The following is a 20,241-nucleotide window of genomic DNA, read 5'->3' as shown; positions in this document are numbered from 1 at the left end:
GTCGGGAGCTTACTGGGAGCTGATGTCGGCGGCTTCGCCGCTGCCGCCCGGCTGGCCATCCTTGCCCAGCGAGACGATCTCGTACTCGCCCTTGGCGCCGGGCGCGCGGTACTGGTAGGGGTGGCCCCAGGGGTCGGCCGGTACGACCTTCTTCAGGTAGGGGCCGTTCCATTTGCCGGCAGCCGTGGGCGGCGCCGTCAGCAAGGCGTTCAGGCCTTCCTCGGTGGTCGGATAGCGGCCGACGTCGAGGCGGTAGGTATCGAGCGACTTTTCGAAAGCTTCGATCTGGGCGCGCGCCACCGTGACTTCGGACTTGCCGAGCTGCGAGAAATACTTGGGACCGACGTAGGCGGCCAGCAGGCCGATGATGACGATCACCACCAGCAGTTCGAGCAGCGTGAAACCTGCGCTGCGTGCACCACTTCCTGCGCCCCGGACCAGCTTTGAAACCATTCCCACTCCTTTGTGCCTTTTGGAAAGCCTAGCCGTGCAAGGCTACCACGCCACTTAGCGCACAGACAATTCTTTTTATGAGTGTGAAACGCCGGATCAGCGCACCGGCAAACCGCCCCCGCCCGGCTGGCAGGTGCCGGCGCGGCAGACGGCGCCGGGGTCCATCAGGAACTGGCAGGTCGACACCCCGCCCGAGGCCTTGTTGGCGGCGCGCCGTTCTTCCTTGTAGCGCTCGCCCAGGGCCTGGAGTTCGGCCAGCGAGGTCCTGGCCGACGACCATGGCAGGTAGCTCTCCGGACCGCCGCAGGGACGTGTTCCGAGCGCCAGGGTGTGGCACTGGTCGTCGCTGGAGCAGGCTGGCGTGCCGATCAGGGCGCGGATCTTCGCCAGCGTATCGCCCTGTCCATCCGGGACCGCGGCGCGGGATTGCGGGGCCTGCGGCGCTTCAGGTGTTGCGCCGGTGCTGCAGGCGGTACAGCCGGCCAATAATAAAAGGATAAGGGTTCGCATGGGCGCATCATGCGCTTCAGCTGGCGAGAGCGTCAAGCGTGCGTTGCCGGTCAAATATAATTCGATAGAACAAGCTTTTCACCATATGTTCCCCTGTGTGCAGTGGCGAATGAATGTTGTTGTTCTTGATATACTCAATGATAATTTTTTAGCAAGCCCAGCAGTAAATAGCAGTAGCACAGCAGTATTCCGCAAGCCGCGCATCCCGCGCACTCCAACCAAAAAGGTAAGCAAATGAACAGGACCACACATTGCGGCGGTGTATTCAAGCGCCTACTGGGCGCCGGCGTGCTTGCGCTGGCCTCGGCCGGAGCGGCCCAGGCAGCCGTCATCACTTTCGAGGGCCATACCGGCCCCGCGCTCAACCAGGACAGTATCCAGGAAGCCAACTACACCATCACCTTCCTGGATCCGGCCGGCGATGCGCCCGCGGGCACGATCCAGATCGGCCGCTTCATCGACGGCAGCGATCCCACCGCCTGCGCCGCCGCCAGCATCTGCCCGACGAATAATCCGACGACCTATTTCGACCTGTTCAACACCGGCTTCATCGATATCCTGCCGACCGTGGAGGGATCGACATTCACCTTCAGCGGGCTGGACGCCAGCTTCATCGCCATGGCGGGCGTGCAGTATCCCCTGTTCCCGGCCGCCATCCAGGTGATCGGCTTCCGGGCCGACGAAAGCTCCACCTCGATCCAGTTCAACCTGGCGAACACGGATTTCGCACACTTCGACGTCACGGACGCCGTGGGCGGCGCCGCTTTTGCGGAGGAACGTTTCACCGAGATCGCCATCGTCAGCTTCCGCTGCGACGCGGAGGGACATTGCACGGGCCTCGACAACGGCAATGGCGAAGTCGGCCTGGACAATATCGCCTTGTCCGACGTCCCCAGCTCCCCGGTGCCCGAACCGACCAGCGCCTCGCTGCTGGCCGTCGGCCTGCTGGGACTGGGCGCCCGCTTCCGCCGGCGCGCCTGAACCTTCGATTCTTCCATATTCACCGGCTGGCGCAGTCCGCGTACCGGTTCGCGGACTGCGCCAGGGCCCCTCTCCCTGCCCGCTTTTCCTGCTCCTTCCTGCCTTTTTCACATGTTGATGCACTAACACAAGTGCCGATACATGTGAATTTTTTTATGCAATTTACCTAGATGTCTGTACGTTATCGTCGTATTCGTGCGACGTTGCTCTGATGCACCTCAAATTTCCTCAAGGATATTTCCACACATCATCGCTTAACTCCGTCTATTTCCATACAAAAACCTTTCATTTAATCAATATTTGCACTAAATAAACGAAAAATTAATTGAGCTGCGGAAAATTTCCTGCCTACAATAGCTTCATCTGTTGAACGCAACCTCTTCCGCACCCATGAAACTCCACGCTTTCCGCTCCGTTGCCGCCCTCGCCCTCGCCGTCGTCCTCACCGCATGCGGCGGTGGCCAGATCGACCAGATGGACCAGCCGACCATGACGGCTGCCGCCACGATGACGAGCAGCGCCCAGGCCTCCAGCACCATGCCGGCGCCGGATTGCGCCGCCGACGGCTGCCAGGGCCTGCGCATCATCGACGCCAACGCCGAAGCCTATCGCTACGATGCGATGCGCCGCGCCGCCGCCGAGCAGGCAGCAGGCACCGGCAACTCCTGATTTTCATCCGGAGGCTCAGCCCTCCAGCAAGCGCAGTTCGAGGCATCGCGCCAGGGCATGTGCGCGATTGCCGACTCCCAGCAGGCGGTAGATCCGCTGCAGGTGGTTCTTGACGGTCAGTGCACTGATCCCGAGGATCAGCGCCATCTCCTCATTGCTCTTCCCTTCGCGCAGCCAACCGACGATCTCGGTTTCGCGCGTGCTCAGCGGCCGCACCGGCCCCTCCGCGGCACGGGCATCCGTCACCGGCAGGCGCAGCAGCGCCAGATGCAGGTGGGCCAGCAGCAGTTCCAGGAAATAGGCATGCCGCGGCCCGGGCCGCATCGGCAGGCCGAACAGCACGAACACGCTCGCTCCCTCCGCCAGCGGCCCGGTGCCGTGCACCAGCACGCTGTCGAAGCCGGCGTCACGCAAGTCCCGTTCGAAGCCGGCCAGCACCCCGCTTTTATCTTCCCCTTCCTCCATGCCGATGTCGGCCATGGCCGGCAGCCGTCCGCCCCGCATGCAATGGCGGGCGATGCGCAGCGCCAGGCCGTCGCGGCGGTCGGTAAGGAGGGTCTCGGTGCGCGGCGCCAGCACGGTCGCGTGCAGGCACTCGAGCCGGCGCAGCGCGCCCGAGGGCGCGAAGCGCAGCGCCACCATCACCTGGTGCGGCAGCAGCGCCTGCAGCTGGCCCTGGGTCCACAGGAAGAACTGGCGCATGCTGGCTACCCGCAGTCCGGATTCCACCGCGCGCAGCAGGTATTCCTGCTCCTGCCGGCTGAGGATGACGACTGCGTCCACGCCCGGGCTCAGGCGGCGCCGGACCAGTCGACGCGCGCGTTCCAGGCCACGAAGCGGTAGCCGGTGCCGCGCACCGTTTCGATGTGTTCCTGGTGGCCGCTGGGCTGCAGGGCATTGCGCAGGCGGCCGACGTGGGCGTCGACGGTGCGCTCGTCGAGCACGGCATGGCGGCCCCACACTTTATCGAGCAGCTGGGAACGGGTGTGCACGCGCTCGGGATGGTGCATCAGGAAATTCAGCAGGCGGAACTCGACCGGGCCCAGCGCCACCTGGCGCGAACCGGCGATCACGCGCTGCGTGCCGGGATCGAGGCGCAGGCCCGCCATCTGCACGGTCTCGCTCGAGACATGGGGGACGCGCCGGCGCAGCACCGCATTCATGCGCGCCAGCAGTTCGCGCGGGCTGAAGGGTTTGGTGAGGTAGTCGTCGGCGCCCGATTCCAGCGCCAGGATCTTGTCGTGCTCCCCTGTCCGGCTGGACACCATGATGATCGGCAGCTCGCGCGTGCGCGCCTTCGCGCGCAGGCGGCGGATCAGGGCTTCGCCGGATTGTCCGGGCAGATCCCACTCCAGCAGCAGCATCTCGGGCAAGCTGTCGTCCATCAGCACCAGGGCCGACTCGGCGTCGAGGCAACTGGCGGCATCGTGCCCTGCGCTGGTCAGGTTCAGCGAGAGCAACTGGCGGATGGCGGGATCGGGGTCGACCACGAGAATGTGTGCAGCCATGAAATTTGTCTACATTGCTATGTCTGTGGGACAACGACAATTTTAATATGCACCAAGCAAGTTCAACTGAACAATATGATTTGCCTTGGGGATTGATAGCTTTGCCGAATAAATGGGCGAATCGCGGCAGCCCTAGAGGGATGCGGGCTTCACCCGTTTTGGGTAGGCCTGTGCGGCCCATGTGGGAGTGGTGAAAAGGATACAAATTGAATAAAAAAACCCGCCTGCCCTTGCAGGCAGGCGGGTCGATCTCTGCCGGGACGCTTACGCGCGGCGGCGGGTGGCGACGCCGGCCATCACCAGGCCGATCAGGACCAGCAGCGCAGCCGACGGTTCCGGCACGGCGGCGGCCGGGCCGACGGTCGCATAGTCTTCCTGGAAGGACACCGTCACGTTACCGGGCTGCAGCGTGAAGTGGACCAGCGAGGCGACCAGCAGGTTCATCCCGGTGTCGTCGTAGAGGCTGACGTCGAAGTCGGTGCCGCCCATGCCGCTGTCCGGGCCGCTGAACGTGATGTCGAAGCCGAAGTGGCCGTCCAGGTTGATCGAACGGAACAGGTCGGCGTACTGGCTGTTGTCGAACACGACCTTGCCATCCACCGAACCGCTCACGCCGGCCGTCATGTCCAGGTAGTCGCCGTAGTTGCCGCTGAGGTGGCTGACCGTCGCGGTGGCCGGATCGATCTCCAGGCCGGGCAGGAAGGTCATGTCGAGGAAGCCGGTGCCCCGGTCCTGGAAGCCGGCGGTGTCGATGTCGACGTGGTAGACCGGGCCGGCCACGGCCGCGCCGGCGCCGGTCACGAGCGCGGTGGCCAGCAGCGCGCGGTACAGCAGGGATTTTGCGAAGTTCATGGTGTTCTCTCGATTCAGAAGGTGCCGGAATACAGCTTCGGCGTGTACACGATGCTGACCTTGTTCGGGTTGGTGAACGTGGTGCTCACGGTCACGGTCGCGCCGGCCGCCAGCGAGGCGTTCGGCAGGGTCAGGTAGGGAGCGCCATTGAAGTCGCCGCTCTTGTTGTCCAGGGTCACGCCGGCGGGCAGGTTCTGCAGCACGAACTGCAGCGGGCCGTTGAGCACCTGGCCGCTGGTGTTGGTGAAGCTCACGCTGCCGCTGAACTTGCCGGTCATGCGGTTCAGGGTCATCCCCGTCGCCGCAATCTTCACGGAGCCGGTGACTTCGGTGAACGCAGGCGCCAGGTTCAGGCTGACGACCACCGGATCATGGTCGGAGGCGCGGAAGGCATTGTTGACGTACTCGTCGTCCGGCTTGCTTTCCATGTTGTAGTCGATGACTTCCGGCTCGTCGGCATTGTTGTGCCACTCGGTCACGCCGGCCATCTGGCCGTCGAGCGAGGCGCTGGCCAGGGCATGGTCCAGATAGCCGGCCTGGGCGTCGAAGACATAGGAATACGGCATGCCGTTCGGGCGCACGAAGCGCTCCAGCTCGTTGACCAGGCCGGTGCCGGTCAGGTAGGCGATCGGGTCTTCATGTCCGTAGGAGTTGAAGTCGCCCACCGCCAGCACGTCCGGGTCGCCGGCATTCGCCACCACCGCCGGGATGAAGTACTGCGCCAGGCGCTGCGCCTGCTGCACGCGGGTCGCGTTCCAGCAGCCCTGGCCGTCCCCTTTGTCGGCGTCGCCACCGGTGCCGCCGCAGCTGCCCTTCGACTTCAGGTGGTTGACGATCAGCGAGAACCTGGCGCCGTTGGCGTTGACCTTGAAGGTCTGCGCCATCGGCGGACGGTTGTTGATGGCGTCGCCGTCGGACAGCGCGCCGCCCACCGGGGTCAGCTTGCCCGGCTTGTAGATCATCGCCACGCGGATCGCATCGGTGCCGGTGGCGGCCGGCTTGCGCACGTAGTCGTAGACCGGGGCCTTGAGCGCCTGGTTCAGCGCATCGACCAGGTAAGCGACGGTGGTGTCGCCGTTGTTTTCGATTTCCATCAGGCCGACCGCATCCGCATCCATCGCGGCCAGTTCGTTGACGATCTTGTCGCGCTGGCGCACGAATTCCGCGAGGTTGTCGGCGCCGCGGCAATTGCTGGCGCGCGTGGTCGCGCCGATCGTGCAGCCCTTGTTCGAGCCGCCCCAGGCATCGTGGCCGTCGGTGAAGGTGGTGAAGAAGTTCAGCACGTTGGCGCTGGCGACCCGCACGTTGCCCTGGGCGACCATCGGCGCCGCGTCGCGCGGATTGCTGCGGCTGAACACCGGGGTCTCGGTCGGCTGCACCTTGTACCAGGCGCCATTACCGCCGGTCGCGCCGAAGTCCAGCACGCCGGTCAGGTCGCTGACGGTGTCGCCGGCGCGCACGGTGCCATCCTGCAGGTAGGGAATCGGATTCGGGGTGGTGAAAATGCCGTCGTCCAGTACCACGGTGTCGCGCGCCTGGGCGGCGGCCAGGTCGATGGCTTCCTGGGTGCCCGGGCGGTAGCGGTTGGTCGGGGTCTCGTGGCGCATGCTGCCCAGCACCAGTTCGCCGCGGTCGCCGATGAACTGGTTGCCGTTCACGGTCAGCGAGCCGCTGAAGCGCACCAGCATGCCTTCGTAGCGGCTGAGGTCCTCCTCGCCCAGGCGGATGTTGGTGATGGGCACCGACAGGCCGCTGGCGAGGACGTTCACCGCCGTCACGCTGGCGAGTTCGGTGTAGGTGCGGGTGGCGTTGGACGGCTTGTACTCGGTCACGGTGCCGGTCACGCTGACGCGGTCGCCGACCTGCGCCGCCGTGGTGGCGCCGAACACGTAGATGGCGTCCGAGGTGGTCGGGTCGCCGTCGCCGGCCGGGTCCTGCATGAAGAAGCCGCCGTTGGCGAGCTTCTTGGTGATGACGCCGGTGGTGGTCTGCACCGTGTTGGCGTACGGGCTGCCCGGGCCGCTGCCCTGGATCTCGGAAATCGTGTGCTCGCCCGCCAGCGCGACGTTGACCGTGCACTTGGCGGTCTGGCCGTCGCCGTTGGCGAAGGTGACGACGACCGGGTAATTGCCGCTCGGGACGCTGGCATCGACCGACAGGGTCACCGAGGCGTTGCCGCCCACGCTGGACGCCGGTACGAAGCCGGCCAGGCTGATGCCGGCCACCGCGCCGCCGGTGATGTCCACCTTGTTGACGATGCTGTCCGCATCGGTGGCCGAGAGCAGGCCCGAGTAGGCGCTGCCGGCGCGGCCGGAGATGCTTGCCGGGCAATTCAGGACGATCGGCTGGACGACCGGTCCGGCGCTGCAGGAATGCGGCGCGCTGGCGCTGTTGCGCGGGGTCGGTGCGCCGGTCGCGAAGTCGGTCTTGTTGTCGTTGATGTCGGTGCAGCCGGCCTCCTTGCGCAGCGCGGCGACGGTGTTCGACAGGGTCGCCGTGGGGCCGCTGCCTTCGAAGCCGGTGGCGCTCGAGCCGAAGCCGACCAGGTCGACGAGGTCGGGCTGGTCGGTCGGATTCGGGTTGGCGACCGCCGCCAGTGCGGTCTGGCTCTTGACCAGGGCCACCTTGCCCGAGGTGCCGCTCATATTGATCGTGCCGGTCGCGTCCGCGGTCGGCAGCACCGCGCCGACCGCGGCCGTCGACGCCAGCTGGACCAGGTAGTACTGGCCCGGCTGCAGGGTGGCGGCCGGCAGGTTGGTCTTGTTGCTGCCCCAGCTGTTGCCGGCGGACGAGGTGTACTGGATGCTCCATCCACTCAGGCTGACCGGGCTGGCGCTACGATTGAACAGCTCGATGAAGTCGTTCTGGTAGAGCGCGCCGGAATTGCCGCCGCCGCCATAGACCTGGCTGATGACGACGGGGCCGCCGTCGGCGAGCGCCGGCGCCGACAGGCTGGCCAGCAGCGCCGCGAGCACGGTCAGGCGCCCCGGAAAGTGGATCGATACGCGATGAGTCATGTGTGGTCCCGAAAATGGAGTACGGAGGTTGTCAGTGAAGCACTTAACAAAATGCATATTAAATGCACAAATTGACAACATCATGACCACGAATTAGTCCGAACGGATCAACGCCGGAGATATCGAGGCTCCCGCCTCGATGGCCCCACGCGACCCAAGGGATCAGCGCGCCCGCTTGCGGTAAGGCGCAGCCAGCGGCTCGCCGATGAACAGGCCCTGGGTCGGCCAGGCCACGCTCTTCCAGTAGGCTTCGATCGCGCTGTTGCCCTGCACGTAATGCTTGAGCAGCACGGTCGGGTTGGGGAATTTCTGCCAGTAGTTGCAAGGCTCGCTGACCGAGCCGTAGCTGGCGGTCGCGCCCGCCTCCAGCCAGCGCAGGCTGCTCATCTGTCCCTCGCCCAGCAGGTCGCCGCCGAGCGAGGTCAGGTGATCGGCCAGGGCGCCGGGCAGGAAGTGCAGGGTCTCCAGCTTGTCGACCCTGGCCATGCCGGTCTCGTAGATCATCACGTCCTTCGCCCCTTCGAGCACGTCGGCCTGCATGGTCCTGGTGCTGAGCTTCCGGGCCTCGATGCGGCCCGGCGGCGGGAAGAAGCCGGCGCGCGAGTTGCGCGCCTTTTCCGAGGTGACCAGGTAATAGGCGGTGGCCGGCACGATGCGGAAACCGGCCGAGGCGCCGCGGTCGATCAGGGCTTTCGCATCCGCCACCGACTCGGTCGGCAGCAGCATCGACAGGCGCAGCTTGAGGTCGGTGTAGGGCCTGGTCGAGCGGGAATTGAAATAGGGGCTGGAGCGGCCGCTGGCGCAAGTCTTGACGCACTGGGAAGGATCGAAGCCCAGCGTGTAGGCGCCGGTGATGGAATTGCACTCGACCTTGTAGGGCGCGGTCCAGATCATCAGCACGGCCTGGATGGCGGGACCGAGGTGGCTGTCGATCTCTTCCTTCAGTTCCTGGAATCGTTCCGCGCTGATCTCGTGCGGCTTGTCCGGGATGCTGACGTGCACCACGTTATCCGCCGGGATGTTGCGCCGCTTGCGGTAATACTCGCCGACCTTGACGCTGTTCGGGTCGGCGTCGTTGATGACGATGGCCAGCTGCGCCGGCTGCAGGCTGGGGGCGCTGGTGAACTGGGCGTGGGCATTGGCGGCCGCGGCCGCCATCAGGATGAGGAGGAAGCGTCGGATCGATGTCATCCCCTCATCATGCCACAACTTGCAATGCGGACAAGTTACGCCAGGCCGATCCGGTGTTTGCGCTGGCGCCAGCTGCCCCATGCGCCGAGCATACCCACGCCGGCCAGCCACATCGCCGCCGCCGCGGGTTCCGGCACCGGCGCGATGGCGAAGATTTCCATCGCGTTCACGTGCACGGCCTGCCCGCCCAGGCTGCCGTCGATGATGCTGACGCCCTCGTTCGCCGGATCGCCGTAGCTCAGCTGCCAGGACAGCGCGGCGCTCAGGTCGTCATTGACCAGCAGGTCGGGACCGGAGCCGAACACGGGGCCGAACAGGATGTCGTTGAAGGTCTGGCGCAGGCCCTGGCTGGGCAGCACGTAACCGGACAGCACCTGGCGGTAGACCGCCGGCGTGGTGAAGTTGAACAGGAAGGCGGTGCGCTGGAAATCGCGCTCGGTCTCGTGCCAGCCGTCGGTGGAGGACCAGCCCTGCGGGTTGTAGCCGCCGACCAGGAAGGTCTGCCCGGCCGTGTTCGTCACTTCGAGCAGGGTGAAGGTGGCGCCCTTGCCGTCGGCCCCCTGGTGGAAGTCGGCCGAGGTATCGCCCGGGCGCAGGGTGTAGACGTTGTTGAGGTTGAACTCGCCCTGGCCGAGCCAGCGTTCGAGCTGGGCTTGCCGGCCATCGTCCAGCAGCTTCGAGCCGCCGATGATGTCGCCCGCCCTGGCTGCCCCGCTGGTGACGCCCAGCAGCAATGCAAGCGCCGTACTGCCCGCCGCAATGATCGCTTTCATGGGACCACTCCCCGTTTTTGTTCTTGATGAAGCATTGTATGCCCGCTGCATAAGCGCGACGCACGGTTGACCTCTGAAAAAGAGAAACGCCGCCGGCGCTGGCGCGCGGGCGGCGTAAGTGACACAAGGTGACGCGAACGAAACCTTGTCTGCGTGACTCAGGCGCGCGAGTAGACGTCCTCGAAACGCACGATATCGTCCTCGCCCAGGTAGCTTCCCGACTGCACCTCGATCAGGTGCAGCGGCAGCTTGCCCGGGTTTTCCAGGCGGTGGGTCATGCCGATCGGAATATAGGTCGACTCGTTCTCGGACAGCAGCTTGACGCTGTCGCCGCAGGTGACGCGCGCGGTGCCCGACACGACCACCCAATGCTCGGCACGGTGGTGGTGCATCTGCAGCGACAGCTTCTCGCCCGGCTTCACGCAGATGCGCTTGACCTGGAAGCGGTCGCCCGCGTCGATGCCTTCGTAGAAGCCCCACGGACGGTAGACCCGGGTGTGGTACAGGTGCTCGGTGCGCTCCTGGACCTTCAGGTGGTCGACGATGTTCTTGACGCGCTGGACCTGGTCCTTGTGCGCCACCAGCACCGCGTCCGAGGTTTCGACCACGACCAGGTCCTTGACCCCGACCACGGCCACGATGCGGCTCTCGGCGCGCACCAGCGAGTTGCTGACGCCGTCCAGGTAGACGTCGCCGCGCTGTACGTTGCCGTGGGCATCGGCCTGCTGCACGTCGGCCAGGGCCGACCACGAACCGACGTCGCTCCAGCCGATGTCGCTCGCCACCACCACCCCGTCACGGGTGTGTTCCATGACCGCATAGTCGATCGAGTCCGACGGGCAGGCCGTGAAGGCCGCTTCGTCCAGGCGGCAGAAGTCGAGGTCGCGGTAGGCGTTCTTCATCGCGGTTTCCGCCGCCGTGGCGATCTCGGGCGCATGCTGCCCGATCTCGGCCAGGAAACGGTCGGCGCGGAACATGAACATGCCGCTGTTCCAGTAGAAGCCGCCGTCGGCCACGAAGCCTTCGGCGGTGTTGCGGTCGGGCTTCTCGACGAAGCGCTCGATCTTGTAGCAGTCGTCGCAGCCCGGCAGCGGCTCGCCGCGGCGAATGTAGCCATAGCCGGTCTCCGGCGCGCTGGGCACGATGCCGAAGGTGGCCAGCGAACCGTCCTGCACCAGCCGGTAGGCGCGCTCGACCGCCAGGCGGAAGGCTTCGTTCTTCTCGATCACGTGGTCGGCCGGCAGCACCAGCATGATGGCGTCCGGATCGTCGGCCAGCAGGTGCCGCGCGGCCGCCGCCACGGCCGGGGCCGTGTTGCGGCCGACCGGCTCGAGCAGGATGCCGCCAGGATTGATGCCGACCTCGCGCATCTGCTCGGCGACCAGGAAGCGATGCTCGTTGCCGCACACGATGAGCGGCGCCATCAACCCCGGCCAGCCGCGGACCCGTAGCGCGGTTTCCTGCAGCATGGTCTTGTCGGTGACCAGCGGCAGGAGCTGCTTGGGCATCAGGGCACGCGACAGGGGCCACAGGCGGGTACCGGCGCCGCCGGAGAGGATGACTGGGTAAATTTTCATGCGCTAATTTTCTCTAAAGTGGAATCTGTTTCTTCCGCGACCTCTTTGCGGCGGCTGCGGCGGCGGTCGCGGGCGTTCAACCATTCATCCGAACCGTAGTCGGACGAATGCTTCATTTCTCCGGCACGATCGATGCTGTAATCCTTGAACACGATCATCTCATGTAATGTCACATCGTTAAGTACCCGAGTATATTCGAAAAGCACGCTACGGACGATTTCGGCGCCTTCGCAGATGTGGCTGCCATGGCCGATCCAGGTCGGGCCGATGATGGTGGCGCCGGCTTCGATCTTGACGCCCGAGCCGATGTAGACCGGACCCTTGATCGTGGTGCCGTTCCAGTCGATGCTGGTGTTCAGGCCGACCCACAGGCCCGGCTCGATCTGGATGCCCGGCACGTCCATGTGGTTGACTTCGCCGGTCAGCACGTTCTGCAGCACTTCCCAGTAGTCGGAGACGCTGCCGATGTCGAGCCAGTTGAACGGCCGGCCCTGGGCGTAGAACGGCATGCCCTTCTCGGCCAGCAGCGGGAACAACTGGGAGCCGATGTCGAATTCGACGCCGGACGGGATCAGGTCGATGACTTCCGGCTCGAAGATGTAGATGCCGGTGCTGATGAAGTTCGACAGCGCCTCTTCCTGCTTCGGCTTTTCCTGGAACTGGGTAATGCGGCCGTTCTGGTCGGTGACCACCACGCCATAGCTGGACACCTTATCCCACGGCACTTCCTTGGTGATCACGGTCGCCATCGCGCCCTTCTGGCGGTGCTCGAGCAGGGCGGCCTTCAGGTCGAGGTCGATCAGGGCGTCGCCGCACAGGACGATGGTGGTGTCGTCGAAGAAGCCGCCGAACTCCTGGATCTTCTTCATGCCGCCGGCCGAGCCGATCGGCACGGCCACGACTTCGCCGTCTTCCTTGGTGTAGCCCTCGAAGGAATAGCCGATCTGGACGCCGAACTGCTCGCCCTCGCCAAAGTATTCCTCGATCTTTTCGTGCAGGTGACTGACGTTGACCATGATTTCGGTCACGCCGTGTTTGCGCAGGTGTTCGATCAGGTAAGCCATGACCGGCTTGCCCAGCACGGGGATCATCGGTTTCGGCAGGTCATAGGTCAGCGGACGTACGCGGGTGCCCTTGCCTGCTGCAAGAATCATTGCTTTCATGGTTCGGTCCTCATGCTCATTTTGCGGTAGTTTGGTAGCGCCAGGAGTCGGCGCACATTTGGGCGATGTCACGCTGCGCCGTCCAACCGAGTTCCTCGCGGGCGCGGGTCGGGTCGGCGTAGCACTTCGCAATGTCGCCGGGGCGACGGTCTACGATCTGGTAGGGAATCGGCTTGCCGCAGGCCTTCTCGAAGGCGTGGACCATTTCCAGCACGCTGTTGCCATTGCCGGTGCCGAGGTTGTAGGTATGCAGTCCCGGACCCTGGACCAGCTTGTCGAGGGTCTTGACGTGGCCGATCGACAGGTCGACCACGTGGATGTAGTCGCGCATGCCGGTGCCGTCCGGGGTCGGGTAGTCGCCGCCGAACACGGACAGCTTCTCGCGCTGGCCGTTGGCGACCTGGGCGATGTAAGGCACCAGGTTGTTGGGGATGCCGTTCGGCTCCTCGCCGATCAGGCCGCTTTCATGGGCGCCCACCGGGTTGAAATAGCGCAGCAGCGCGATGCGCCAGTCCGGCTCGGCCTTGAACAGGTCGCGCAGGATGTCTTCGATCATCAGCTTGCTGCGCCCGTAGGGATTGGTGGCCGAAAGCGGGAAGTCTTCCCGGATCGGCACCGAGGCCGGGTCGCCGTACACGGTGGCCGAGGACGAGAACACCAGGGTCTTGCAGCCGAACTTGGCCATGGTCTCGAACAGCACCACGCTGCCGGAAACGTTGTTGTCGTAGTAGCGCAGCGGCTGCGCCACGGATTCGCCGACCGCCTTCAGGCCGGCAAAGTGGATCACGGCGTCGACCTTGTGCGCGCCGAACGCGGCTTCCATCGCCGCACGGTCGCGGATGTCGGCCTCGACGAACTCGAAAGCCTTTCCCGTGATGCGAGTCACCCGCTCCTGCACGGAACGGTTGGCGTTGGACAGGTTGTCGAGGACCACCACGTCATGGCCGGCATTCTGCAGCTCGACCACGGTGTGCGAACCGATATAACCCATGCCGCCTGTAACCAGAATCTTCATTGATATGTGCTTTCGTAAAAGTTTGCCCGTCGCCATGCTTACAGCTGGCGCCTTCCTTTTATGCATCCAGCGGCTTCTGCGGCCGCGGTAATCCCTGTCTTGTTTGCGTTACTGCTTGTGTTACCACCAGCCTAACGGGGGGCCGAGCGCCCTCCCTTCAGCTCCTTGATCAGGAGGCGAAGAAAGGCCATGTCTTCGATGAAATAGCGGCGGAACATCCGGCGCGGCTCCTGCAGGAAGCGGTAGAACCATTCCAGGCCCGACTTCTGCATCCACACCGGGGCGCGCTTCACATGGCCGATCGCCACGTCGAAGGTGCCGCCCACGCCCATCGCGAACGGAATCTTCATCTCGGCCTGGTAGCGGCCGAGGAACTGCTCTTTTTTCGGCGAACTGATCGCCACGAACAACAGGTCGGGCCTGGCATCGCGGATCTGCCCGACGACCTGCGCCTCTTCGGCCTCGCCTTTCCAGTAGCCGTTGCGGTAGCCCGCCAGCACCAGCTTGGGATACTTGCGCTGGTAGGTGGAGGCCACCTTGGCGACCACGTCTTCCTTCGCGCCCAGCAGGAACACCCGCCAGCCCTTCTCCCCTGCCCGGCGCATCAGCGCCTCGAACAGGTCGACGCCGGCGACCCTTTCCTTGAGCGGCTTGCCGAGCAGGCGCGAGGCCCACACGACCGGCATGCCGTCCACGTTGATGAGCGCACAGTCGTTGATGATCCGGCGCAGCTCCGGATCGCGGCTGGCCTTGACCAGCTTGTCGACGTTCACCACCACATGCTGATGGGGCTTTCCTGTATGGATGAAACCCTCGATGGTCTGCAGTGTCTCTTCCATCGACAGGTTGTCGATGGAGCACCCCATCAGTGTGATGCGTTCGCTCATCTGTTCATCCTTTCTATTCCTTGCGTTCCTTCGCGAGCTCGGTTGCAAGTACCGCGACGATCCGTTCGGCCGCCTTGCCGTCCCACAGGTGCGGCCGGCGGCCCTGCTTGCCTTCGCCGCCCAGGACCTTGCGCGCCTCGCGCAGGATGGCGGCCGGGTCGGTGCCGGCCAGCACGTTCGAGCCTTCGTCCACGGTGACGGGACGCTCGGTGTTCTCGCGGATCGTCACGCAGGGCACGCCCAGCGCGGTGGTCTCTTCCTGCAGGCCGCCGCTGTCGGTCAGCACCACGGCGGCGTCCTTCCACAGGTTCAGGAAGGCCATGTAGGCCTGCGGGCCGGCCAGCGTGATGTTCGGGCCGAGGTCGATGCCGAATTTATCGATGTTGGCGCGGGTGCGCGGGTGCACCGGGAAGATCAGCGGCAGCTCGTTCGAGATTTCCTTGAGCGCGCCGGCGATGCGGGTGAAGGCTTCGGCATCGTCGACGTTGCTGGGGCGGTGCAGCGTGACCACGCCATAGCGCTGGCCCGCGTCCTGGCGCGCCTGCTTGAATGCGCTGGTTTCGAACGCCGAGGTGTCGGCATGGGCCAGCTTGTCGGCCTGGTACAGCACGTTGTCGACCATCACGTGGCCGACGTAGTGGACCGCGGATTCCGGCTTGCCTTCGCGGCGCAGGTGCTCGAGCGCGGCCGGTTCGGTGACGAAGAACCAGTCCGAGATGCTGTCGGTGACCAGGCGGTTGATTTCTTCGGGCATGGCCATGTCGCCCGAGCGCAGGCCGGCCTCGACGTGGGCGACCGGGATGTTCAGTTTCTTGGCGACGATCGAGCAGGCCAGCGTGGAATTCACGTCGCCGACCACCAGCACGGCGGCCGGGCGCTCCTGCTGGCACAGTTCCTCGAAGCCGACCATGATCTTGGCGGTCTGCTGGGCATGGCTGCCGCCGCCGGCGGCCATGAAGACGTCGGGTTGCGGAATGCCGAGTTCCTCGAAGAATACGTCGTTCATCTCGCGATCGTAGTGCTGGCCGGTATGGATGATCTTGTACGACAGCGTTTGTGGTACCTGTGCCTGCAGCGCGCGGACGATCGGGGCGATCTTCATGAAATTGGGCCGGGCGCCCGCAACCAGATAAATGAGCATGAAACAAGTTCCCTAGTAATTAGTATAAAAACAAGCCTTACAGCGACTGACTATTAAAAAAACGTTATTGTAAACCTGCACTCGACTGGGACGGCGGACGATACGGTGCTGATCTTCAGCACGTCGCACGGCTGCTTCGATTCGTAGCAGCGCGAATACCAGCCCAGCGGCGGATTTTCATTGGCGCGCACCAGCTCCAGCTTGAGGTCGGCGCCTTGCGCATGCATCTGCAATGCGAAGCGCTTGCCGCGTACATGCAGGCCGGAACTATCTAACCGGACACTCAGGCCGGGCGCGAAATGCCAGAACAGTTCGACCTGGTGGTGTTTCTTGGCAGAAAACTCATCGCGCACCACCAGGCTGGAGGTGGCGGCGTCGAAACGTACGCTCCGCATGTGGCGCACCGGATCGGGCAGGCGCTCGTAGCCGTCGTGCGAGCCGCGGAAGTCGAATTCGTGCGGCGACTGCGGCATGCGCTCGATGCTGGCCCGGGCCTTCTTCAGCCACATGAAGCGCCCGCCCGACACCGACTGGTCGAGGCCGTCGATGCGCACCGTGTTGTGGGCCGAGGTGCCGCGGAAATAGTCGCGCCACTTGTGTTCCTGCCAATAGGAATAGGTGCCGGGATCGACCAGGCATTCCTCGCCGCCCACCGACAGGTTCAGCGCCAGCGCGTCCGCATGGCCGTGGGCCGCGATCCCGAGGTAGCCCAGCGGGCCGCAGTCGACCATGCCCTTGATTTCGTTGGCTTCGCCGAAGTGGGAGCCGAACAGCAGGTAGCCGCCGTCCGGGAAGGCCCAGCCGGTCTCGGATTCGTGCGGATCGGCTTCCGGGCGCTTGCCCGGCAGCGCGTGCAGCAGCCAGCGCACGCCGATGTGCTCCACGTCCTGGCGCCGCAGTACGGCATCGCCCAGGGCCAGCAGCTGGGCCGCGCGGTCGCTGCCCGGCGCGTCCAGGCGGAACACGATGCCGTCGTCGGCGTCGCCCACCATCGGCACGTTGCCGCCGACGTCGCGCACGGAGCGCAGGAAGCGCAGGGCGCGCTGCAGGCTGGTCCAGTAGGCGCGCGAGAAGGGATGGCCGCACGCCTGGCCGACCAGGCCGGCGACGAACAGGAATTCGCTGGAGAAGATGTGGTAGGCGAAGGCTTGCTCGCGGTTCACGCCGTCGCGCGAGAACTGGGCCTGGGCCTCGTGTTCGAGTTCGCTCCTGGCCTGCTCGAGCCAGGCCCCGGACGCCTTCCAGCAGGGCCAGACCGAGGCGCCCACGTACAGGCCGGCGAGTTCGCCGATCAGGTGGTTGTTGGCCGAGGAGTGGCGGGACAGATGGCGCGCGATCGCGCTGCAGTGGGCATGGATCGAATCGAGCCAGTCGGCGCGCAGGCGCTCGCCGTCCTCGCCGGCGAACAGGCCGCTGTTTTCCCCGCCGATCAGTTGCCAGACCAGGGACCAGTTGATCAGGCGGATGCCCAGCTCCAGCGAGCTGGTCCAGTTGGGCCCGGTCAGCGGCGGGCACTGGTCGAGCCAGCTGCGCAGCTGGCGGTGCAGCGCGTGCAGCCAGGCGGTGTCGGAGGTGGCGGCCCAGGCCTGGGCCAGGCGCACCAGGTGCAGGTGGCGGTTCAGCTCCCACACGTGCTTGATGTCGCCGACCAGTTCGCGGTTGGTGATCACGATGTCGCCGGCATACACCGCAGGCCCGGTGACGCCGCTTTCCGGATCGCGGTTCCACTGCGGCGGCATGCCGACGTCGAAGCGGCGCTCGGCAAACAGCACCACGTGGCCGGCCTCGACGCTGGCGGCGTCGGCCAGCAGGGCCTCGCGCTCGGCCGCGCTCAGGGCCGGGGCGCCAGGCACGTTGAAGGTCCGGGCGCGCGGCAGCGGCGGCGCGGCTCGCGGCCGGACCCGTTTCGCCACGCCTTTCGCCGCCGCCTGCTGGATCCGGTAGCCGACCTCGGCCACCGACATGCAGCGCAAACGGTTCACCAGCCAGACCATGCCTGTCGCTTCGCTCATCATCGTGTCTCCGCCAATTCACGGTAGAGCGCGGACAGTTGGCCGCACACCACCTCGGTTGAGTAATATTGCTCAATCGTTGCACGCGCACCCCGTGCCAGCCGTGCGCGCAAGTCCTCGTCGCGTAATGCCTGTGCCAGCCTGCCTGCCAGCGCCTGCTCGTCGCGCGGCGGCACCAGCAGGCCGTTGTCGCCGTCCATGATCGTTTCCGGGATCCCGCCCACGCTGCTGGCGACCACCGCCCTGCCGGATGCCATCGCTTCCAGCATCGACATCGGCAAGCCTTCCGCATGCGACGGCAGGCAGAACACGGCGGCGCGCGCCAGTTGCGCCTCGCGTTCCCGAGGGCCGATCCAGCCCAGTAATTCGATCCGGTCGCCAATGCCGAGCTCGGCGGCGCGCCGGCGGATCGCCCCGGCATCGCCTTCTCCGCCGAACACCAGGCGCAGCGCCGGAAACTCCGGCGCCAGCCGCGCGCCCGCGGCCAGCAGTTCGAACACGCCCTTGGCCGCTTCCAGGCGCCCGAGGAACAGCACGCGCTGCGGCTCTTCCCGGACGCCCGACGGCGCCGGCAGCGGCACCGAATTCGGCACCACCACGACCCGCGACCTCGGCGCGAACGCGTGCACGAATTCCGCCCAGCCGTTCGAGAGCGCGATCACGACCGAACTGGCTTCCAGCGTGTGGCGGATCCAGCGCCGCATCAGGCCGCCGGCCTCGACGGTGGCAAACTGGCGGAAACCGCCGCCGTGCAGGTGGAAAATGGTCTTGCAGCCCGCCAGGCGGGCGATCAGCAGCACGATCGACTTGCGCACGAAGCTCGCGCGCGAGGCCGCATGCACGTGCACGACGGCCGGCGGCTGGCGCACGCAGGCCAGCACGGTGTGCCAGAAGCCGGACAGGGCGCCTTTCGCCTTCTCCGCCTTCGAGCCCTCGCGGTGGGTGGCGATGTAGCGGACCTGCTCGCGCTCGAACAAGCCATGCTGGCGCAGCACGGACACCACGGCCGCCACCCCGCCCTTGCCTTCCAGTGCAGTGCCGACCATGAGGATCCGTGGCGCCGGCGTTTTTTTCACGCACGCTCTCCGCCGCTCATCCCCTGCCTGGTCGTTTGCTGTTGCAACAAAATTCACGCTCTTATTAAACGGGCAATGTTTCGATCATACATCATGAATTTCCCGTGGTGCGCACAGTTCGCCTTCCTCCTCGACAACAACGAACGCAAACTTGCCCCGCGGCCCGCGTGGAATGGCCGCGACCTGCTCCACCGTCACCTCGACGCCGGGCACGCGCAACAGGAATTTCGCGATCATCGCCCGGCTGTCCGCCTCGCTCCAGCCTTCGGTGGCGACCACCCGCAGCACGAAGCGGCCGTTGCCGCGGTAGCACACCTGGCCTTCGACCAGGTGGCGGTCGTGGCCCTGGAAGATCCGGTCCAGGCGCCCGATCATGCGCCCGTCCGGCAGGGTGATGACTTGTTCCTGGCGCCCCAGCACGGCCTTGATCGTCGGAAACACCCGGCCGCAGGGGCACGGTCCTTCTCCCGGGACCACGGTATCGCCGGTGCGGTAGCGCTGCAGCGGCATCGCCGGGTTGTTCAAGCTGGTGCCGACCAGCTCCCAGGCGTCCGCCTTGTCCGTTTCGAGCAAGGCCACGCCGCCGTAGTCGGTCAGCACGTGGTAGCTGCCGTGCTCGCAGGTGCCGATCGCGGCCACCCGCTCGGACTGGCCGTACCAGTCGAACACGCGCACGCCGAAGGCCTGCTCGACCGCCGCGCGCACCTCCGGCTCCATCGTTTCCGACGAGGTCATCACGCCGAGGAGCCGCCGGCCGGCGTAGCGCCGCCCGCGCGCGTTCAGCCAGGCGGCCAGCGCCGCGATCGAGGATGGATAAGCGTGGATCACCACCGGCTCGAACCGTTCGAGCGCCTCGATGTAGGCGCCGATGGTCTCATTCGACAAGTGGTACGAGGACATCATCAGCATGTTGCCGACCCAGTCGCGGCACCAGTAGCGGCCGTCCCGCGGATGGTCGGCGCAGACGATGTCGCCGCGGATCCAGGCGCGCGGCTGGCCGTGGCGCCAGCCGATCCAGCGCAGCTGGCGGTAGACGAAGCCTTCCTCGCGCACCATATTGCCGATCGACTGGACGATGGTGAGCGGCGTGCCCGAGGTGCCGCTGGTCTTGATGGTGGTGCGGATCAGGGAGCCGAAGCGGCGCGGGCGCAGCAGGCGTTCGGGATGCTGGCGCAGGTCCTGCTTGGTGAGCAGCGGGGTGTCCGGCGCCAGGCGCGGCAGGCTGGCGGGATCGCCGTCGAGCGTGACGCCGACCCTGGCGGCGCGTTGCGCGACGTAGCGGGCCAGGGTGTCGCGCGAGCGCTCGTTCCTGGCGAGGGCCGGGTAGACGAACAGGCGTCCCCAGAGGTTGCGGACCAGCTCACGCCCGAGCGAACGCAGGGAAAACTTGAGCGAGCGGGTCCATGTCATGCAGGG

At 65.8% G+C, this 20,241-nt stretch carries 18 protein-coding genes; 2 read left to right on the top strand and 16 right to left on the bottom strand.

The annotated features are described in order from the left end of the window. Positions 1–9: 9 nt before the first annotated feature. A complete protein-coding gene (gspG, locus tag AC3A6M_RS17400; RefSeq protein ID WP_487853978.1) occupies positions 10–453 on the bottom strand; it encodes a type II secretion system major pseudopilin GspG in 444 nt (147 codons plus the stop codon). A 96-nt stretch (positions 454–549) separates the two neighbouring features. Next, positions 550–963, bottom strand: coding sequence for a hypothetical protein (locus AC3A6M_RS17395; protein WP_487853977.1), 414 nt, complete (start codon positions 961–963; stop codon positions 550–552). Positions 964–1,197: 234 nt separating this feature from the next. Between AC3A6M_RS17395 and AC3A6M_RS17390 the strand changes: the two genes are divergently transcribed. Beyond that, a complete protein-coding gene (locus tag AC3A6M_RS17390) occupies positions 1,198–1,944 on the top strand; it encodes an NF038120 family PEP-CTERM protein (RefSeq protein ID WP_487853976.1) in 747 nt (248 codons plus the stop codon). Positions 1,945–2,334: 390 nt separating this feature from the next. Then, the gene (locus tag AC3A6M_RS17385) at positions 2,335–2,613 is read left to right on the top strand and encodes a hypothetical protein (protein ID WP_487853975.1); all 279 of its coding nucleotides are present in this window, start codon (positions 2,335–2,337) and stop codon (positions 2,611–2,613) included. A 15-nt stretch (positions 2,614–2,628) separates the two neighbouring features. Here AC3A6M_RS17385 and AC3A6M_RS17380 read toward each other — a convergent pair whose 3' ends face one another. The 14 genes from AC3A6M_RS17380 to AC3A6M_RS17315 form a co-directional block, all read right to left on the bottom strand. Continuing rightward, positions 2,629–3,396, bottom strand: coding sequence for a LuxR C-terminal-related transcriptional regulator (locus AC3A6M_RS17380; RefSeq protein WP_487853974.1), 768 nt, complete (start codon positions 3,394–3,396; stop codon positions 2,629–2,631). Positions 3,397–3,404: 8 nt separating this feature from the next. Continuing rightward, a complete protein-coding gene (locus AC3A6M_RS17375; RefSeq protein WP_487853973.1) occupies positions 3,405–4,121 on the bottom strand; it encodes a winged helix-turn-helix domain-containing protein in 717 nt (238 codons plus the stop codon). A 264-nt stretch (positions 4,122–4,385) separates the two neighbouring features. Further along, positions 4,386–4,973 (bottom strand): NF038129 family PEP-CTERM protein, encoded by a 588-nt coding sequence (locus AC3A6M_RS17370; RefSeq protein ID WP_487853972.1) that lies wholly within the window; start codon positions 4,971–4,973, stop codon positions 4,386–4,388. A 14-nt stretch (positions 4,974–4,987) separates the two neighbouring features. Next, positions 4,988–7,990, bottom strand: a complete 3,003-nt coding sequence (locus tag AC3A6M_RS17365; protein WP_487853971.1) for an ExeM/NucH family extracellular endonuclease — start codon at positions 7,988–7,990, stop codon at positions 4,988–4,990. A gap of 162 nt (positions 7,991–8,152) precedes the next feature. Continuing rightward, the gene (locus tag AC3A6M_RS17360) at positions 8,153–9,181 is read right to left on the bottom strand and encodes a TIGR03790 family protein (RefSeq protein WP_487853970.1); all 1,029 of its coding nucleotides are present in this window, start codon (positions 9,179–9,181) and stop codon (positions 8,153–8,155) included. A 35-nt stretch (positions 9,182–9,216) separates the two neighbouring features. Then, positions 9,217–9,954: a PEP_CTERM-anchored TLD domain-containing protein gene (locus AC3A6M_RS17355; RefSeq protein ID WP_487853969.1), complete on the bottom strand. Its 738-nt coding sequence runs from the start codon at positions 9,952–9,954 to the stop codon at positions 9,217–9,219. A 158-nt stretch (positions 9,955–10,112) separates the two neighbouring features. Then, positions 10,113–11,531 carry a mannose-1-phosphate guanylyltransferase/mannose-6-phosphate isomerase gene (locus AC3A6M_RS17350; RefSeq protein WP_487853968.1) on the bottom strand — a complete coding sequence of 473 codons (1,419 nt, stop codon included), beginning with the start codon at positions 11,529–11,531 and terminating at the stop codon, positions 10,113–10,115. Next, the gene (locus AC3A6M_RS17345) at positions 11,528–12,694 is read right to left on the bottom strand and encodes a nucleotidyltransferase family protein (RefSeq protein ID WP_487853967.1); all 1,167 of its coding nucleotides are present in this window, start codon (positions 12,692–12,694) and stop codon (positions 11,528–11,530) included. The genes AC3A6M_RS17350 and AC3A6M_RS17345 overlap by 4 nt, the downstream gene beginning before the upstream one ends. A 16-nt stretch (positions 12,695–12,710) precedes the next feature. Beyond that, a complete protein-coding gene (galE, locus tag AC3A6M_RS17340; RefSeq protein ID WP_487853966.1) occupies positions 12,711–13,709 on the bottom strand; it encodes a UDP-glucose 4-epimerase GalE in 999 nt (332 codons plus the stop codon). A 131-nt stretch (positions 13,710–13,840) separates the two neighbouring features. Beyond that, entirely contained in the window at positions 13,841–14,596 is a 756-nt protein-coding gene (locus tag AC3A6M_RS17335) for a WecB/TagA/CpsF family glycosyltransferase (protein WP_487853965.1), read from the bottom strand. Between the two features lie 13 nt (positions 14,597–14,609). Continuing rightward, a complete protein-coding gene (wecB, locus tag AC3A6M_RS17330; RefSeq protein WP_487853964.1) occupies positions 14,610–15,737 on the bottom strand; it encodes a non-hydrolyzing UDP-N-acetylglucosamine 2-epimerase in 1,128 nt (375 codons plus the stop codon). A 53-nt stretch (positions 15,738–15,790) separates the two neighbouring features. After that, the gene (locus AC3A6M_RS17325; RefSeq protein WP_487853963.1) at positions 15,791–17,749 is read right to left on the bottom strand and encodes a heparinase II/III family protein; all 1,959 of its coding nucleotides are present in this window, start codon (positions 17,747–17,749) and stop codon (positions 15,791–15,793) included. Next, on the bottom strand, positions 17,749–18,825 hold the full coding sequence (locus AC3A6M_RS17320; protein WP_487853962.1) for a glycosyltransferase family 4 protein: 1,077 nt from the start codon (positions 18,823–18,825) through the stop codon (positions 17,749–17,751). Before AC3A6M_RS17320 ends, AC3A6M_RS17325 begins: the two co-directional genes overlap by 1 nt. An 84-nt stretch (positions 18,826–18,909) precedes the next feature. Beyond that, positions 18,910–20,235, bottom strand: coding sequence for a phenylacetate--CoA ligase family protein (locus AC3A6M_RS17315; protein ID WP_487853961.1), 1,326 nt, complete (start codon positions 20,233–20,235; stop codon positions 18,910–18,912). Between the last annotated feature and the right edge of the window lie 6 nt (positions 20,236–20,241).

It is taken from the genome of Telluria sp. Soil_C_11 (assembly GCF_057657395.1).
This window is presented reverse-complemented; position numbering and strand designations above follow the sequence as displayed.

Excerpts from the sequence above, each read along its gene's own strand:
- gspG (WP_487853978.1), bottom strand. The coding sequence starts at position 453 with ATGGTTTCAAAGCTGGTCCGGGGCGCAGGAAGTGGTGCACGCAGCGCA.
- AC3A6M_RS17395 (WP_487853977.1), bottom strand. The coding sequence starts at position 963 with ATGCGAACCCTTATCCTTTTATTATTGGCCGGCTGTACCGCCTGCAGC.
- AC3A6M_RS17390 (WP_487853976.1), top strand. The coding sequence starts at position 1,198 with ATGAACAGGACCACACATTGCGGCGGTGTATTCAAGCGCCTACTGGGC.
- AC3A6M_RS17385 (WP_487853975.1), top strand. The coding sequence starts at position 2,335 with ATGAAACTCCACGCTTTCCGCTCCGTTGCCGCCCTCGCCCTCGCCGTC.
- AC3A6M_RS17375 (WP_487853973.1), bottom strand. The coding sequence starts at position 4,121 with ATGGCTGCACACATTCTCGTGGTCGACCCCGATCCCGCCATCCGCCAG.
- AC3A6M_RS17370 (WP_487853972.1), bottom strand. The coding sequence starts at position 4,973 with ATGAACTTCGCAAAATCCCTGCTGTACCGCGCGCTGCTGGCCACCGCG.
- AC3A6M_RS17365 (WP_487853971.1), bottom strand. The coding sequence starts at position 7,990 with ATGACTCATCGCGTATCGATCCACTTTCCGGGGCGCCTGACCGTGCTC.
- AC3A6M_RS17360 (WP_487853970.1), bottom strand. The coding sequence starts at position 9,181 with ATGACATCGATCCGACGCTTCCTCCTCATCCTGATGGCGGCCGCGGCC.
- AC3A6M_RS17355 (WP_487853969.1), bottom strand. The coding sequence starts at position 9,954 with ATGAAAGCGATCATTGCGGCGGGCAGTACGGCGCTTGCATTGCTGCTG.
- AC3A6M_RS17350 (WP_487853968.1), bottom strand. The coding sequence starts at position 11,531 with ATGAAAATTTACCCAGTCATCCTCTCCGGCGGCGCCGGTACCCGCCTG.
- AC3A6M_RS17345 (WP_487853967.1), bottom strand. The coding sequence starts at position 12,694 with ATGAAAGCAATGATTCTTGCAGCAGGCAAGGGCACCCGCGTACGTCCG.
- galE (WP_487853966.1), bottom strand. The coding sequence starts at position 13,709 with ATGAAGATTCTGGTTACAGGCGGCATGGGTTATATCGGTTCGCACACC.
- AC3A6M_RS17335 (WP_487853965.1), bottom strand. The coding sequence starts at position 14,596 with ATGAGCGAACGCATCACACTGATGGGGTGCTCCATCGACAACCTGTCG.
- wecB (WP_487853964.1), bottom strand. The coding sequence starts at position 15,737 with ATGCTCATTTATCTGGTTGCGGGCGCCCGGCCCAATTTCATGAAGATC.
- AC3A6M_RS17325 (WP_487853963.1), bottom strand. The coding sequence starts at position 17,749 with ATGAGCGAAGCGACAGGCATGGTCTGGCTGGTGAACCGTTTGCGCTGC.
- AC3A6M_RS17315 (WP_487853961.1), bottom strand. The coding sequence starts at position 20,235 with ATGACATGGACCCGCTCGCTCAAGTTTTCCCTGCGTTCGCTCGGGCGT.